The 16,111-nt window shown below is 41.6% G+C and carries 11 protein-coding genes; 7 read left to right on the top strand and 4 right to left on the bottom strand.

The annotated features are described in order from the left end of the window. Window positions 1–57 precede the first annotated feature (57 nt). On the bottom strand, window positions 58–3,012 hold the full coding sequence (locus VB740_RS04085) for a PAS domain S-box protein (RefSeq protein ID WP_323198821.1): 2,955 nt from the start codon (window positions 3,010–3,012) through the stop codon (window positions 58–60). A 799-nt stretch (window positions 3,013–3,811) separates the two neighbouring features. Here VB740_RS04085 and VB740_RS04090 point away from each other — a divergent pair. The 3 genes from VB740_RS04090 to VB740_RS04100 all read left to right on the top strand — a co-directional run bounded on the left by VB740_RS04090 (window position 3,812) and on the right by VB740_RS04100 (window position 10,790). Next, window positions 3,812–6,352: a proteasome protein gene (locus VB740_RS04090; protein ID WP_323198790.1), complete on the top strand. Its 2,541-nt coding sequence runs from the start codon at window positions 3,812–3,814 to the stop codon at window positions 6,350–6,352. Window positions 6,353–6,563: 211 nt separating this feature from the next. Continuing rightward, complete coding sequence (locus tag VB740_RS04095; RefSeq protein ID WP_323198791.1) at window positions 6,564–9,539, top strand: molecular chaperone; 2,976 nt, start codon at window positions 6,564–6,566, stop codon at window positions 9,537–9,539. Window positions 9,540–9,698: 159 nt separating this feature from the next. Beyond that, window positions 9,699–10,790, top strand: a complete 1,092-nt coding sequence (locus VB740_RS04100) for a hypothetical protein (RefSeq protein WP_323198792.1) — start codon at window positions 9,699–9,701, stop codon at window positions 10,788–10,790. Window positions 10,791–10,938: 148 nt separating this feature from the next. Here VB740_RS04100 and VB740_RS04105 read toward each other — a convergent pair whose 3' ends face one another. Beyond that, the gene (locus VB740_RS04105) at window positions 10,939–11,118 is read right to left on the bottom strand and encodes a high light inducible protein (RefSeq protein WP_069071239.1); all 180 of its coding nucleotides are present in this window, start codon (window positions 11,116–11,118) and stop codon (window positions 10,939–10,941) included. A 175-nt stretch (window positions 11,119–11,293) separates the two neighbouring features. Further along, window positions 11,294–12,022, bottom strand: a complete 729-nt coding sequence (locus tag VB740_RS04110) for a cytochrome b/b6 domain-containing protein (RefSeq protein WP_323198793.1) — start codon at window positions 12,020–12,022, stop codon at window positions 11,294–11,296. 235 nt (window positions 12,023–12,257) lie between these two features. Between VB740_RS04110 and VB740_RS04115 the strand changes: the two genes are divergently transcribed. The 4 genes from VB740_RS04115 to trpD all read left to right on the top strand — a co-directional run bounded on the left by VB740_RS04115 (window position 12,258) and on the right by trpD (window position 14,997). Next, complete coding sequence (locus VB740_RS04115; protein ID WP_323198794.1) at window positions 12,258–12,551, top strand: hypothetical protein; 294 nt, start codon at window positions 12,258–12,260, stop codon at window positions 12,549–12,551. Then, on the top strand, window positions 12,552–12,956 hold the full coding sequence (locus tag VB740_RS04120; RefSeq protein ID WP_323198795.1) for a type II toxin-antitoxin system VapC family toxin: 405 nt from the start codon (window positions 12,552–12,554) through the stop codon (window positions 12,954–12,956). Window positions 12,957–12,968: 12 nt separating this feature from the next. Continuing rightward, window positions 12,969–13,850, top strand: coding sequence for a DNA adenine methylase (locus VB740_RS04125; RefSeq protein ID WP_323198796.1), 882 nt, complete (start codon window positions 12,969–12,971; stop codon window positions 13,848–13,850). 79 nt (window positions 13,851–13,929) lie between these two features. Continuing rightward, on the top strand, window positions 13,930–14,997 hold the full coding sequence (gene trpD, locus VB740_RS04130; RefSeq protein ID WP_323198797.1) for an anthranilate phosphoribosyltransferase: 1,068 nt from the start codon (window positions 13,930–13,932) through the stop codon (window positions 14,995–14,997). Here the strand turns inward: trpD and VB740_RS04135 are convergent. Then, window positions 14,927–15,994 carry a retropepsin-like aspartic protease gene (locus tag VB740_RS04135; protein ID WP_323198798.1) on the bottom strand — a complete coding sequence of 356 codons (1,068 nt, stop codon included), beginning with the start codon at window positions 15,992–15,994 and terminating at the stop codon, window positions 14,927–14,929. The genes trpD and VB740_RS04135 overlap by 71 nt on opposite strands. Between the last annotated feature and the right edge of the window lie 117 nt (window positions 15,995–16,111).

Below are 16,111 nucleotides of genomic sequence, written 5' to 3' on the forward strand. Positions count from 1 at the left end.
ACGCCTTTACGTTGATACACAAGATGATTACTTTGTACAGTGCGTAAGTCCTAATATCTATGAATCAAGTTGCTGCTTGAGTGGAATCACGATCGCAAACTCGGCACCTTCTCCTGGTGCTGAAATGCACTGGATTTGCCCACCATGTTTTTTTACAATAATTTGGTAGCTAATTGATAACCCCATACCCGTACCTTTACCCACAGATTTTGTGGTAAAGAATGGATCAAAGATGCGTTTGCGTACTTCCTCAGTCATGCCTGGGCCATTGTCGGTAATGCTAATGATTACACGGTCTTCTTGAATTAGGGTACGAATACGAATTGTGGGAAAAGTCATTTGTCCTTGGTCATTTGTCCTTTGTTCAGTGTTGTTTACTAATGACAAATGACTAATGACAAATGACTCTTCAATTGCATCAATCGCATTTGTCAACAGATTCATAAACACCTGATTCATGTGTCCAGCGTGACATAATACTTGTGGCAGATTGCCATAGTCTCGGATTACTTGGATTTCGGGATGTCCTGGTTTGGCTTTCAGGCGATTTTGCAACAGCAGCAAGGCGCTATCAATACCTTCATGAATATCCACTGGCTTTGTGCCGTCTTCATCAAGGCGAGAGAAATTGCGTAAAGATAGGACAATTTGCCGAATCCGTTCGGCTCCCATGTTCATAGAATCCAGGATTTTGGGCAAATCTTGTTTGAGAAAGTCTAAATCAATGGTGTAGATTTGTTGGTGAATCTCTGGTGTTGGTGGGCAATAGCTCTGTTGATAAAGTTCTACCAAGTGGAGCAAGTCTTTGATATATTCACGGGCGTGGCTAATATTGCCGTAAATAAAATTGACGGGATTATTGATTTCATGGGCAATACCTGCAACCAATTGTCCCAAACTGGACATTTTTTCAGTTTGAATCAGTTGCGCTTGGGTTTGCTGGAGTTCTAGCAGCGCCGCTTCTAGTTGCTGGGCTTTGTCTTGGGCAGTTTGGGCAGCGATACGACTTTGGGTATAAAGTTTAGCTTGGTCAATGGCGATCGCTAGTTGAACTGTAACTGCTTGTAATAATTCTACTTCGTTGTCCAGCCAAGGGCGGAAGCCACTACAATAACCACAACTAAATGTGCCTATTTCGCCAGATTGGGTGTGTACGGGGAGTGACATAAACGCAGTGAAACCAAAATCCTGCAAAAACTGCCGTGCTATGGAATCGCCCACAATCTCTACATCATCAATGCGAATAATTTCTCTATTCAAGGTTTTGGCTGCGATGAGTTTGATTTCTGCGTTAATTGCTTCTTGCTGGTTAAGCAGACAGGGTAAAAAGGAACTTTTCGCCTCATATACTCTCTCCCAGTAGGGAACCTCAGCGTCTTGCCGATACCAAAAAAAGGCGCAGCGATCAATTTGGAATAAGTTGCGAATCTCCTGCACTGCGGTTTCCACAATGTAATTGAGATCCAAGGAAGCTCGAATCTGGTTAGAAAGACGATTGAGTAGTGCTTCTCGTTGAGCGCTTTCTCTTAGCGCAACTTCTGCTAGTTTGCGGTCAGTGGTGTCATAGCAAATACCAACGAAGTTTAAAACATTACCATTGGCGTCTCTAATAGCAGATGAGTTGCTTGTATGCCATCGCCAACTACCATTTTTGTGTTTTACCCGATATTCAATTGCGTCTTGTTTCTCGCTTGTTGTCAAAATACGTTGAAAATAATCGGCACAGATAGGCACATCGTCAGGATGCACAAAGGGAATAAAGGATTTGCCTTCAACCTCTGCAACCTCGTGCCCAAAAATTTCAGTCCAGTTAGGAGAAACGTAGGAAAATATTCCTTCAAGTGTCAAGGCAAAAATAATGTTATTGGCGTTTTCGACAATGCTGCGAAACTTGGCATCACTTTCTGTAACTGCTGCTTGTATGTTGTCGCTGGTGGCGCTGACAAGAACTATAATTTGCTGGTCTGGTAATGGTAATAACCTAGCTTCAAAATTATTGTTCTTTTCTGAGAGCGGTAAGGTATATTCAAAACTGACTTCATATTGAGTTTCAACAAGAAAGGCAGAGGGCAGGAGGCAGGAGGCAGAAGGAATACTGTTTTCGCCTTCTGCCCGTGACCAGAGGGAACATGTTCTTACGTCCCCCACCATAATCTCTGATTTAGTGGCCAAGAATTGGGCGGCTTTATTGCCCCGTTCAAATTCTTCCCTTCTGCCTTCTGCCCTCTGCCTCCTGCCTTCTTTACGTACTTGAGTTATTGCTTGTTGTAAGCGATCGCCCATAGCAGCTGGTAGGCATTCTCGCAAACTCTTGCCCTGACAATCTCCTGTTAAGATATACGGATGATCGATCTTCCCTGGTTTGTAATCCAGAATACTTCCATCAGCATCAATACGAAAGTATAAATCAGGAAGCACTTGCAAAATCGCTGCAAATTCTGATGTCTTTTGGCGTAACTGTGCTTCAAGTGCTTGGCGTTTTGCAGTTTCAGCTTGTAGTTGTTCTAGTGCTTTTGTTAATTCTGTTGCCTGTTTTTGTGCTGTAATTTCATGCAAACAACAACAGGAATTTATAGATGTTGAGCAGCTTTCTCTCAGGGGAGGTCGCACTTCTGTTATATCCACGCAATAACCGATATAACCGACAAAGCTACCATCTGCTGCGAATCTTGGCGCGGCTGTATCTAAAATCCAGCGATATTCTCCATCAGCCCGACGCAGACGATATTGCCTCTGGAACGAATCATGCACAGCAAATGCTCTTAGGTATATATCTTCACATGGCTGTCTATCTTCTGGATGGACGCTGCAAGTCCAGATATTGTTTATCTCCTCTTCTCGCGCAAATGTAGACGCGCCTGTTGTTAAATATGTTCCAGTAAATTCCAGCCAATTTGAATTTAAGTAACAGTAAAGTGCATTGCATCCAGCCATCCAAATCATCAGAGGAACAGTATCCGCCTGCTGGCAAAATACTTTTTCATCCTGTTGTATTTCTTCCTCTTCGACCATGATTTGGTTAATGTAGCTCTGCACCTTTTTAGAAAACACTTTTGCCTGCCTGCTCTGCCTAAAATTATTAAGGTAATTGTCTGAAAATAGGATTTGTTAATAGATGTATATAATTTTTATCACAACCTGCTATTCATCTTAATACTTTATTTATTTTTATATATTCAACAATTTCTCATTTACTGTAAATAAATTGAAAAAATGCTGAAGTTATCATTAAGATTAATTTCAACATTTTTGATTAAATTTAAGCTATCTATGTGTCAAGAAATTTGTTTGAATTTGTTTCTTCTTAAAATCACCTATAAATTCATCTTAGCTATGTAATCGTATTACTCAAAAACCTGATTTAGCTTCACGAAAACTATATGATTCACTGTGAGGTGTTTACATCTTTATAATAAATTCACAATAATCAAGAATTTCATATCAAATAAATATTGATTTTTTATCAAGAAGAATCCAGCATGAATTAGAGTCCGGCTGCTCGATGCAGCTTGCTTAAAATAAGGGGTATAAAAAGGTTTAATGCCTAAGCATTATTCAATAAAATTATGGTATAAAAGCTCACTTTACTTATTCGTAAACTTGGATTTTAACAAATGTATTCTTTTTTAATTATCCTGGCAAAACCCGATTTTTCAAAATTGCCTTGACCGTTCAAAACGCCTCATACCAGAGTCGCAAATTAAATGAGAGAAATGCTAAATGTGATATCAACACGTTGCAACAATGGCTAGCAATCGCGTTTTATATGTTATAAAGCTCACAGAAATTAATGTTAGGCGGAAACTACTTTATGGAACCAGATAAACTGGGCCGTTTTAAGGAGTACGGCGAATTCATCCTCCGAAAGATAGATTCTGTGCCCCAGTACCCTTCTAAACAAGAAGATTGGGTTCCAGCTAGTCTTGACGACTGTCTCTTGCGTCTGCGGTCAGCTGCCCAGAAAACTGTAGACCTTGCAACTTCACCTGTGAAAATTGGGGTGATGGGGGAATTCAGTAGTGGAAAAACCTTACTTTTAGGCAGTTTAATTGGATATGCAGATGCTTTGCCAGTCAGTGAAAATCCCACTACAGGTAATGTTACCGCCATACACATCATACCGCAAGACGACTTTGCAACTACACAATTAAGTAATTTTACGGTAGATTATCTTTCTCATGAAGGAGTGCATGAGTGTCTACGCTTCATGCTAGGGGAAGCCAATAAACGGACAACAGCAGCAGGGCTTCCTCCGATACCAGTATCGAAACTCAACTCTGGCACAGATATTATTGGCTGGTGTGAAGAAGCATGGAATAGCAGTAATAATTTAGAGCTACGTTATTTACTCCGGGAGTTGGTATTATTCCTGCGGGCTTATCAAGCCTATGGGGAAGTTATGTGTGGTGGGCGCTACCAGATTGATGCTATTACCGCCCGCGAAGGGCTACAGCTGGTCGAACAACCAATGGCAATCCAAACTCTGAAATTTGAGGATCTACCGCCAGCGCATATCCGATTACCGAGTCCACCCCAGAGGCTACCAACGAAGTTATTGCAAAACAGCTTTCCACTCATCCGCCGCGTGGATATTGATGTAAAAATATCACGGGAAATTTGGGATTTTGCAGGTGCAGCTAAATTTATTCTCATCGACTTTCCGGGATTGGGGGCTGCTAATTCGGGGGCTAGGGATACCTTTTTGTCGCTGCGAGAATTGGCAGAAGTACAGACAATTTTGGTATTGCTAAATGGTAAATCTCCAGGGAGCGATCGCGCCAATAAAATCTTCACTATGATGCAGCAGCAGCGACCGGGACAAGACCTGAAAGATTTAATTCTCGTAGGTGTAGGTCGCTTCGATCAACTACCCCTAGACAGCGAAGGTGGCGAAAGAGAACTAGACCAACTGATTGAAGATAGCCATTTACAAGAGGAAACCGTTTTCCAAAAACTCAAAGTTCTGCAAACTACCATTGACGGTGCAGAAGCGTTTACAACCCAAAAAGACCGCATTGTTTTACTATCGCCACTGTTGGGACTAGCTGAATTGGCAAAACGTTCTAGTAGCGTGAAAGCCGGCTCAACAGAGTTTTTGGCTAACTTGGATTATCCTGATTATCTAGATCGGTCTAAACGGTTACAAGAAAAATGGCACCGCTTAAGTGAACAACTATTAGGATCTAACACTCGCAGTTATTTGGGTAGACAGCTAGGTTACTTTAGCCAAGATGGAGGACTTAGTAAGCTGCGGGAATTGATTCAAACTCATGTAGCTACTCATGGTCTGAAGCAACTGTATGAAGATACTCGGAGATCGGCTGATGTGGTGAGTCAGCAACAAGATCACTTGAAGGACATCATAGATGAAATTCACGAGCAAGGTATCCCTACAGGTGATAGTCCCGCCTTCATCGAGTTGCGCTTTGTGGTCGAAAGTTTGGATAAAATTTATAGGAATTTCCAAAAAGATTTAGGGAAAGAACCACTCAAAGATCGGCGCGGTATTGTCGTCAGCGATGTAGTAAAAGACGAACTCACTTTTAGAATCCTCAATTGGAACCAGTGGACTTTACTCTTCAACAAAGCCAACAATGGAGCGATCGCTCTGGCAGAATCTAAAGGTGCAGCCGGGAAACTGTTTGATCGAGGAAACCGTGTAAATAGTTCCCTTCCAACTAAAAGCGATGATTTTTATCCAGTATTTGAGAAAACTGTTAAAGAAGTAGAAGATTTTGCCCGCGATCGCATCCATCAAGCGGTGGTAGATTTGTTGAATCAATTGTCAAATTATGTAGCTCCAGAACGCGAACAATTGCAGGCATTTTTTCATCCAGAAATGGAGCAAGAAATCGAAGAAAAATTTGGTTTTGAAGATGCTGATCTCTTTTACAAATTATTACTAGGATGCGATCCTAACGAATGGAAAGAAGCAATCATTTCCGAAATCACTAGTAAAGACAAAACCGTTGCACCCGAAATTATCTTTCCTTTAGCACGTAAAGACGATAAACACAACGTTGGTCAAATCTTTGACTGGGCACCAGAGAAAAGCCAAGGTTTACCTAGATCGAGCAACCACCAACTTTTAGTACTGCGGCTGCGAGATGAAATTACTGCTAGCGCTAGCCTCCATCTTGTACAGTATGTTAGCGAAGTTAATCAGCAAATTAATGCTGAAATAGAAGGTATTTTGGATCAAATTATCCCTAGTTTACAAAACCTCTCAAAAAAAGAAACTTTGCTGAGATATCTGGCGGCTGGAGAATTGCCATCTGAGATAGCGATTCCTACTTGGTTACAGATTATTTCAGAACTTGCTGCTGTTTCTTACTTAGATGATTTGAGATGAGCTAAATCAGAAAGTGACTGATTGCGATCGGTTAAGCGTAGCCCGCCGTAGATATCGCGCCAAATCAAAAAGCTAGTGCTAAAGAGAATCAGTGGTACAAGACCAAAAATTAAAAGTCTTTACCACAAAAATTCTCTAAATTTGTAATTTTATAATACAACATTACAGTTTTTAGCCAGCTATAAAACAAACAACAGAAAGTGATAATATAATGAACCCTTTTCAACTCAATAAATATAGCGATCAAGAACCAAGCGAGAAACAACAAAAAAGATTTCCAGGATGGTTTGCTTTAGATTTTGGGACATCGAATTCCACAGTTACACTTTTCGATCCAATTGAAGTACCGATCGCAGAAATTTTACCCAAAGAACAAGAAATGCGGCTGCGCGATCGCTTATCACAATGGCTGAGTTCTCCCGCCTCCGTGGCTTTACCAGATGTCAGCGATGATGATTGGGAAAAGTTTATTGTAGAAATTAGTAAAAATCTGGAGATAGAACCCAGCCGATTGAGTGAAGTTTTTGAAACTGACAATAAAGAGCGATTTTTGGAAGCAATCCGCCAAATTGAACTTTCTTTAGGAAACAGCGAGAGGTTCCGCCGTGCTGTCAGCAAAAAACTTTACCAAATTTATCATGAGGTGTTTCGCGTCCCTACCCTAGAGTCGCAAAATTTGATCCCAGTTGTGCTGGATATCGATCGCCGCGATACGGAAATTCCCAGCGAGGCGGAAATTTCGCACTTAGGAGACTTAAAACTGCGGATGGGTAGGGAAGCTAGAGATAACCGAAAAAAAGCGATCGCTCAAGGTACAAGCGGTTCTTTAAAGGAAATTATCAGCAGGTTTCACCATTCACCCAAACGCTATTTTGGTCAAGATCGGTTGTTTCCAGTTATTTTGGATGGTGAAGAAGAATTAATTACTGCTAATCAACTAATTCAATCTGCTTGGGCGCATTTAATCGAGTTAACTGAAGATTACCGCCAACGCGCCCAACGCCGGTTTTCAGAAGGAGATTTTTTAACAGCAGTTGTCACCTATCCCACTGTCGCCCCACCAGTTGTTCGCAAGGAAGTTAAGGAATTAGTTGAGCAGTTGGGTATCGATGATGTCCAAACTGCTTATGATGAAGCTGTTTCTGTGGCGATATTCTTTTTATGGCGAGAATTTGGTGGTAATCTCAACATTGGGATTGAGTCATTCAAAACTCGTTGTCGCCAAGCAGGAAACAAATGGTCACAAAATGTTCTCGTCTTGGATATTGGCGGGGGAACCACAGATTTAGCTTTAATTGAACTGACTTTAGAGGATAAAACCCCTACCTTTGCCGATTATGAAGACCGAGGTTTAGGAGGACGTTACTATAAACTCACACCCAAACTATTAGGTTCATCTGGTCATTTACAGTTAGGTGGCGAGTTAATTACACTGCGAATTTTTAGATTATTAAAAGTTGCGATCGCAGATTTTTTATTGACAGCAGTTACAACAGGTGATATTGAAAGCGAAAAACTAGAAGATTTAATTAGCTCTGAGTTAAATGAGCGCTTTTTAGAACAAGGTAAATTCAAAACTGGCAGTCTTTTAAAATGTCTGGATAAAGAGAATCCAGAAGGTGATATTGCTTACAAAGATGCCCTCGATACTGCCGAGAAAGTATTACCCACCCGTTGGCAACAAGCACCTCAACGCCTGCAATCTTTTTATATTCTCTGGGATTATGCAGAAGCAGCAAAACTTAAACTTGGGCAAAAGCCACCAGCAGAAAATTCTCTATTAACCTTCACACTTTCTGAACAGCAAATTTCCGAACTGCTCACCCAAAGCACCGTTAAATTACAAGTTAAAGATCCAAATAGCATCTGCGTCACTTTAGATAACCAGCAATTTGAACGAGCCGCCATTTCAGGAATTAAAGAAGCGATCGGTATTGCCAAAGGATTAATGGAAAGTCGCTTGCGCCCCGATGATGTCAACAAAGACTCTTGGAATTCTCAAAAAGTTGATTGGTTAATTCTGTCTGGAAAAACTTGTAATTTAGACATAGTTCAGCGCCAAATATATCAAGAATTTAGTAAGTCACCATATTTTGTGTGGAATCCAGAGCGAATTACCTTTGTGTTGGAATTTACCAAATTAGCCACCTCCGCCGGTGCTTGCTACGCCGAGAAACTACGAAGATTAAGGTTCGATCCAGAAGAGTCAAAAAGCTTGCTGCGTAAGGGAGCCAACCAGCTAGAAATTGATGTCAAAAACCTGTTTTATTATTTACCCTGCAACTTCAAACGCAAAACCCAAAGTAACGATTTACTAACCATATTCAAGGCTGGACAAGAACTATATCAACTAGCACCTTGGGAAACTGTCGCCAAGGTTCGGACTGCATGGCAAGGAATCCAATTAACTAATATTATTTACCGTCAAGACTACGAGGATGGAGATTTACGATTATGGGGTAGCTTCGACGGTAAAAACCTGATGAATAAACTGGGAATGCAAGAAGCAGAGTTTCTGAAAAAAATTAAAGTTCAGTTTGAGATTGACCAAACCCTTGAATTTAGTGTGTTGCTTTGTCAGGGGAATCCCCATTATTTAATTGACATTCCTGGCATTGATTTAGAATCGGTAGTTTCAGAAACTTCAGCGCTATTTGCTGATGGTAAATTGAACTGGAATATTGCTGTAGAAGGCTTCAATAAAGATTTAAATGATGGTGATATTGCCGTCAATGTTCTTGAGTCCGCAACTGTTGATCAACCAGACGCCTATCATCTTGTATTTGAAGTAGGAAATGATGGAAGTAAATTATTCCAAAAATTTCACTATCTGCGCGATGGTGTGACAGAACCAGGAATTGGGTTAATTAGTAATCCCTTACCTCCCTTCCCCCAAACTGGCCAACACACTTTCTATATTTATCAAACAGATGCCGAAACCAACAGCAAAAAATGGATAAGAATTGGCGCACTCAGCAAACCTGATGTAACAACAGATTACCCTTGCCAATATCGTGTAACTCTCGACGATCAAGGTATTCTGAGGATGCACGCCGGTGAAGTCCCTTACTGGACATCAAACAGTCAGGAATGCCTAAAACAAGAGGGATGCGTTTATCTTGCCGAATTAGAATTGCAGCCCAATGAAGTTGATAAAGAACGCGATCCCTTTTGCGGTATACATTAATTGCATTAAACCTTTGCGTTCCTCTGCGTTGAAAAAATTAAGATTTTTAAACGCATAGGCGCTTCGCCTTCCCGCAGGGTAGGGGCGCAAAGTAAACGCTAAGGGGCGCAGAGGTTTGCCAAGTTTAATTCGCTATAAAAATATTTGGAGGTGAGATTCATGCAGCACTTGCGTCAATTATTAGAGTTAGAAAACTCAGAGTTAGCCCGGTTACTGCGGTTTAGTTTGTATGGACTAGAGGCTACTTTAAATCAGGCTCGCACAAAATTACCACTAGATCCAGGAGCTAAAATATGCAACGAGGTGCTGCAAGAACTTCATAACCTGTTGGAACCTGAACCCCCACAACAAAATATTGGTTGGGAAGATGCGCCAGCTGATTTAAAACTCAGTCACCTGCGGGAAGCTTTCGATTCTGACTCAGAACTTAATTATTATCTGGGTAATTCCCAACTGCAAAGCACAACGGACTCAGATTTATGGAATGAGATTCAACGCAAGCTATTGCGAGTCCCAGAAGATTTGGCTGCAACTTGGCGATCGCGCACCTTGGATTTAGCTCAAGAAGTTGGTGCGATCGCAGATAATTCTAATCTCTATCAACTTCCCTTTATCCGCGATGAAATTATCTACCCCGGTCTTAGTGGTACTGTTCAAACTCAGGGATTATGCTTATACCAACAAGCACTTTCCAATCCGAAGAATACGCAAGGTAATATATCCGATTTACCAGCGGCATTCCTATTTTTATATATGAATTTTATTGAAATAGACCCAGATTTACATCATGCTTTAAAGAGCGTTTTTAGCTTTGATGTAATTTCTTTACACTCCAAACCAGAACAGCGCGATCAATATATTGATGCTTTAAGCGATCGCTTCCAACGCACCCAAAAAGCAGAGAAAAACACTGATCCCCTGTCAATTCTCCGTGCTTGGATTGACATGGACGAAGCAATACATTCCCTAGTATTTGTACCACCGACTGAACGCTATTCTTGGTGGGGAAAGCTACAACATGAATCACGGCGCATCCTGAAGAAAGTCGCTGATGAAGCTATTAATGCAGGTAATGAAGTGCGAATTCGCCAATTATCGGGACTTTATGCAGATATCTGTGCTTCATCCAAGGATGACTTACAACTAGACTGTGGTGGTATTCCTGGCGAAGTCTTAACTTGTCTGCGAGTATATGCGCGAATTAATCAAGAAGAATCTCCAGGTCGTGTAATATTTCGCTCATCACGTTAGTAGTCTGTCAATAAAGAATTGATGGATATATTCCTTGTAGAGACGGCGATTTATCGCGTCTCTAATTCTTGAGATTATGAGGCAAGGCAGAAGATTTTGCGAATCCCCGCCTTGCCTCATAATCTAATGAAGGTAAAAACGTTTAAATTTATAAAATGCCCCAGAAGTGTAAAATCCCTTGACCAGAAAACACTTCAAGTGCAACAGCAGATAAAAAACCAATCATTGCAAAACGACCGTTCCAATTTTCGCTCTGAGGAGTGAAGCCCCAGCGCAAAGCATTAGGATCTTCTGAAACCGAAGGCGTAGTCTTCTTAACGTCTGCCATAAATAATACTCCGAGCTTTTATGTTGTGACAGTTATTACTGCCTGTAAAGTAATGTAACAGGTTTTTACGAAAATGCAACATAAACTTTACTTGGAGATATTACGGATACGTAGTTTTATCTTAACAGGTTTGCGATCGCCTACGGTGGCAAGCTATGCAGTAACAGCAAATTACCTATGACTCACTACCGGGAAAAAATACAGGTAAGACAAACGCTGTCAGAATTCCACCCAACACAATCACCTCAATAATTCTGAGGTAAAAATTGTTTTGCATAAAATTATTCATTACCACACCAAAGTTAGGCTGTAAGCTAGTCAACCAAGCACGGAAACGACTAGACCATTTAGCAGGGCTATCTTCTGGGCGAAACTTCCATGAAAACATTGAGAGTAACAACGGCGCACCACCCACCTTGGTAGACATCAAAACATGAATCGCCACACAGCCAACCATCACAACCCAGGCGCAAAGGTGGAGGGAGTACCAAATATGATGTAGCTGCCCTGCTGGAAGCCACTCTTCCTTCATCATCCTGCCAGAGTTCACAGCCAAAATAGCAGCAATCAGCATGAGAGTATTTGCTAGACGTTGCAAGCTAACCCACCAAATCGGCTTGCCCACCTCGGTTAGTTGCTGCAAAGAATCAGATTGAAGTAGGCGCTTTTGTCCAGCATGAAAGCTATAGAGGGCAAAAGCAGGGAGAATAAGCAAGAAAAATAATGCAAAAGTGCCGTGAATGCCCTGAATATCCCCAATTTGAGGAAATGGTATTTTACCAAATCGGCGATCGTAAGTGTTGTAAACCAAAAATCCGGTAATAATTGCCGCGATAACTAAAATTCCACTTAAGCCGTGAAGAATTCGCAACAACAAAGGTTGGTAGGGTGCAGAACGGGGCATAACAATAATCCTAAGTAGATGATTGTAGGAATTTTGAATAGATAATTTAAGCTTTTGGTGAGACAAGAAAATTGCCCTGGATATTTCACATAAGAATTACAATTATTTCTAACAAGAGTGGTTAATCTCTACTGGCTGGTAGCTCAATATTTATACTATAAAGAAAAAGGCTATCTGTTGTTGATAAACTAAGTTAATATGACATGCTTACATATAGTAGCTGAGGTGTAGTGCGGTGAGTCAGGTTTTAAGCTTTGAATTAAGTGATGAAGTTTATGCGGCATTGCAACAACAAGCCGAGGTCGCAGGCGTATCTCTTGCGGAATTGGTAGCTACTTCCATAGAACAGCAGTATGGTTCTCTAAGACGTGAAACCTCGCAAGCCAAAACAGAAAAAGAAGCCGCTCGCCAGCGTTTCCGAAGTCATGCTGGAAGCATTAACCTCGGTTACGCTACAGGAGCAGAAAATGAAAGCATTGATGCTGATTTAGTCAAAGCATACAGCGATACATCTGAGGAAACAAATTAAGTGCTTCTACTTGACACATCTGGGCTACTTTGCTATGTCCACAGTGGTGAACCAGAACATCAAAAAGCAGTTGAGTTTCTGGATAATGTCAGTGTTAGCTTAACTCACAGCTATGTTTTGGCAGAGTTTATTGCATTAGCTCAGGTTCGTCGCTTTCCACGTACAGCAGCGCTACAATTTATTATTGATTTGTTAGAAAATTCAGACATTGAGACGGTATGGATCAATGAGTTGTTGCATCGAGAAGCTGTTCAACTTTTAATGGCGCGGCAAGACAAAACCTATTCTTTATGTGACGCTGTTAGCTTTGTGTTGATGCGTCAGCGTGGTGTCACTGAGGCATTAACAACCGATCGCCATTTTGAGCAGGAGGGATTTCGACGTTTGTTATTACCCCAAGTGTGACGATTTTTAATTATGCTCAAAAGCCCTCTGCGATATCCTGGTGGTAAGTCAAAAGCGATAAATCAGATAGTTGAATACTTGCCAGAGAGCTTTTCGGAATTTCGAGAACCTTTTGTGGGTGGTGGTTCCGTATTTATTTATTTAAGGCAAAAGTTTCCCGATATCAAGATTTGGATTAACGACTTAAACCGCGAACTCTTCTTATTCTGGAAGTTTGCCCAATCAGATATAGCCCAGTTAGTTAAAGAAATTCGACATATTAAAGTCAAATATACAGATGGTAAATTACTCTTTACAGAATTAACTAGTGTAGATGTCAATAATTTATCTGATTTAGAAAGAGCAGTTCGGTTTTTCGTTCTCAACAGAATCACTTTTTCAGGAACTGTAGAATCAGGTGGTTTTTCTGAACAAGCTTTTCATAAAAGATTTACTGATTCTTCAATAGAACGATTAGAAAAATTAGAATATATTCTGAACAAAAATGTGCAAATTACTAATTTGGATTACAGCCACCCCTTAAAATCAGAAGGGAAAGATGTATTTTTCTTTTTAGATCCACCATATTTTAGCGCTACTAAATCAAAGCTATATGGCAAAGACGGTGACTTGCACACTTCTTTTGAACATCAGAGATTTGCTAACCTTTTGCAACAATGTGATCATCGCTGGCTAATAACCTATGATGACTCACTACATATTCGAGAAAATTTTCAATGGGCTAATATCTCAGAGTGGGAATTACAGTATGGCATGAATAACTATAAGCAGAGTGGTGCGGCTAAAGGAAAAGAGTTATTCATTACTAACTACGAAGTTAAACTTGATTTGGAAAAAAAATCACAAGTTCAGGATGTTGCTAATCCAGCTTTGCAATTAAGCCTTGAGATTTAAACCTACTTTGATAGCTTCCAATTTTCCGGTAGGATAACCCCATAGCTCTCAATATAGCTACAACATACAAACCTTAGCTATGATAACTCCCGCAATTCCTGCTCAAGAATCCTCTGCTAGCTGGTATGTCCTGCTGCAACAATTAATAGATGGCCAATCTTTGTCCCGTACTCAAGCTGCTGAATTGATGCAAGGTTGGCTCAGTGAAGCGGTTCCCCCAGAGTTATCAGGGGCTATTTTAACAGCGCTGAACTTTAGAGGCATTTCTGCCGACGAGTTAACCGGCATGGCTGAAGTATTACAATCTCAATGTTCCCCAGTCAGCACTCAGCACTTAGAACTCGGCACTGTAATAGATACCTGTGGCACTGGTGGAGATGGATCATCAACCTTTAATATTTCCACAGCTGTTGCTTTTGTTGCTGCTGCATCTGGCGTACCTGTTGCCAAACACGGTAATCGTTCAGCGTCAAGTCTCACGGGGAGCGCAGATGTATTGGAAGCCTTGGGTGTAAACTTGAGTGCATCCAGCGAAAAAGTACAAGCCGCACTACAAGAGGTGGGGATCACTTTCTTGTTTGCCCCTGGTTGGCATCCAGCACTTAAGGCGGTTGCCTCATTACGGCGGACTTTGAAGGTGCGAACAATTTTTAATTTGCTCGGACCGTTAGTAAATCCCTTGCATCCAACTGGGCAGGTAGTGGGCTTATTTACTCCTAAGCTTTTGGCAACAGTTGCCGAAGCTTTACAGAATTTGGGCAAGGAAAAGGCGATTGTGCTGCACGGACGAGAAAAACTTGATGAGGCTGGGTTAGGAGATTTAACTGATTTGGCGGTGTTATCAGACAAAGAAGTGCAGTTAACTAGCATTAATCCTCTAGATTTGGATCTAACACCTGCTCCCATAGGTATGCTTCGGGGTGGAGATGTCCAAGAGAATGCGGTGATTCTAAAGGCAGTACTCCAAGGTAAGGGAACTCAGGCGCAACAGGACGCAGTAGCGTTGAATGCCTCGTTGGCGCTACAAGTAGCGGGGTCGATCGCACTGCTAGATCACGCCCAAGGAATTAAAATCGCTAAGGATATTCTACAAAGTGGGGCTGCTTGGACGAAGTTGGAGCAGTTAGTTGAGTTTCTGGGGAATTGATTTGCGATCGCAATTGCGATCGCAATTGCGGGCGAAATTCTACTACATTACGTTTGATGGTGACATCGTAGTTACCAAAAAAGTCATGTCCTAAAAGTCCAGTTTCTAGTTCCGCACCTGCGATCGCAACTGCTACTCTATTCACTATTACCCCGCCAGCTGCCATCGAATTGACATAGCCCACAGGAAATTCTACAGCTCTTGCACTAGCGGTATTTGCCTTAGCTTTCCCTACTGGCACTATTCCCAAGGTATTTGCCATCTCTTGGGTAATTACAGTGCCACTGGCTCCTGTGTCCACAATCATTTCAAATTGTTGCTGCCCATTAAAAGTAACTTCGACAATTGGCGTTCCACCAAGTCGCCTTTTAATCGGTGCTGTAAATACTTCCTGATCTGGAATCACCACTACTGATGAGGGCAAACCTGGCTCTGTTGGTAACGGTTTTGTTTCTTGTGGAGGCGATAGAGGTAAGGTGAACTTTGGTGTGGTTCTTGTCTGGGGAACTACAACTACTACCCTCTTCGGTTCGGTAACGCTCACAGGGCGAGGAGCAGCTTGCTGTCGGGCATATTTAATTTGGCGGCGATATTCAGTGATTTTGGTTTGAGCGATCGCAAATTCTGGGCTTTGTCGCCGCACTTTTTGCATCAGCGCGATCGCATCCTGGTACTGATTTGCCACCAAAATCCAATCACCTGGAGATTGAGCAGATCGGCTGATACTCCAAGCGCCAACGGCTTTGTCTAGCCCCATTTCAAAAAGACTTGGTTCACTTTCAGACGGCTCTAGCGATTGTGGTTCTGGGGTAGGAGTAACTGCTGGTGTTGCTGGTTCGACGGCAGGCTGTACTGACGCCTGATCCCCAATTGGCGCGGGTTGCTCATTGCCACCAGTCGCCGTGTTCCGTTGGTCTTCACTACAGGCAACACACAAAACCGCTAAAGCGCTTGATAGAAAAATTAGGGTTGCACGGGATAAAAAAGACTGAAGCATAATTAATTTTAACCACCCAAGCTTTGCCAAAGCCACTCCCGCTAATTTAATTCCCTTTTAATTTTAATTAAGTATTTTAAAAACTCCCAATTGCTCAACTCATGGGATAATTAACAA

Origin of the sequence: Nostoc sp. UHCC 0251 (assembly GCF_034932245.1) — a bacterium.
In the GTDB taxonomy this organism is placed as follows: domain Bacteria; phylum Cyanobacteriota; class Cyanobacteriia; order Cyanobacteriales; family Nostocaceae; genus Nostoc.

Coding starts and splice junctions, on each gene's coding strand:
- VB740_RS04085 (WP_323198821.1), bottom strand. CDS start 3,012: ATGGTCGAAGAGGAAGAAATACAACAGGATGAAAAAGTATTTTGCCAG.
- VB740_RS04090 (WP_323198790.1), top strand. CDS start 3,812: ATGGAACCAGATAAACTGGGCCGTTTTAAGGAGTACGGCGAATTCATC.
- VB740_RS04095 (WP_323198791.1), top strand. CDS start 6,564: ATGAACCCTTTTCAACTCAATAAATATAGCGATCAAGAACCAAGCGAG.
- VB740_RS04100 (WP_323198792.1), top strand. CDS start 9,699: ATGCAGCACTTGCGTCAATTATTAGAGTTAGAAAACTCAGAGTTAGCC.
- VB740_RS04105 (WP_069071239.1), bottom strand. CDS start 11,118: ATGGCAGACGTTAAGAAGACTACGCCTTCGGTTTCAGAAGATCCTAAT.
- VB740_RS04110 (WP_323198793.1), bottom strand. CDS start 12,022: ATGCCCCGTTCTGCACCCTACCAACCTTTGTTGTTGCGAATTCTTCAC.
- VB740_RS04125 (WP_323198796.1), top strand. CDS start 12,969: ATGCTCAAAAGCCCTCTGCGATATCCTGGTGGTAAGTCAAAAGCGATA.
- trpD (WP_323198797.1), top strand. CDS start 13,930: ATGATAACTCCCGCAATTCCTGCTCAAGAATCCTCTGCTAGCTGGTAT.
- VB740_RS04135 (WP_323198798.1), bottom strand. CDS start 15,994: ATGCTTCAGTCTTTTTTATCCCGTGCAACCCTAATTTTTCTATCAAGC.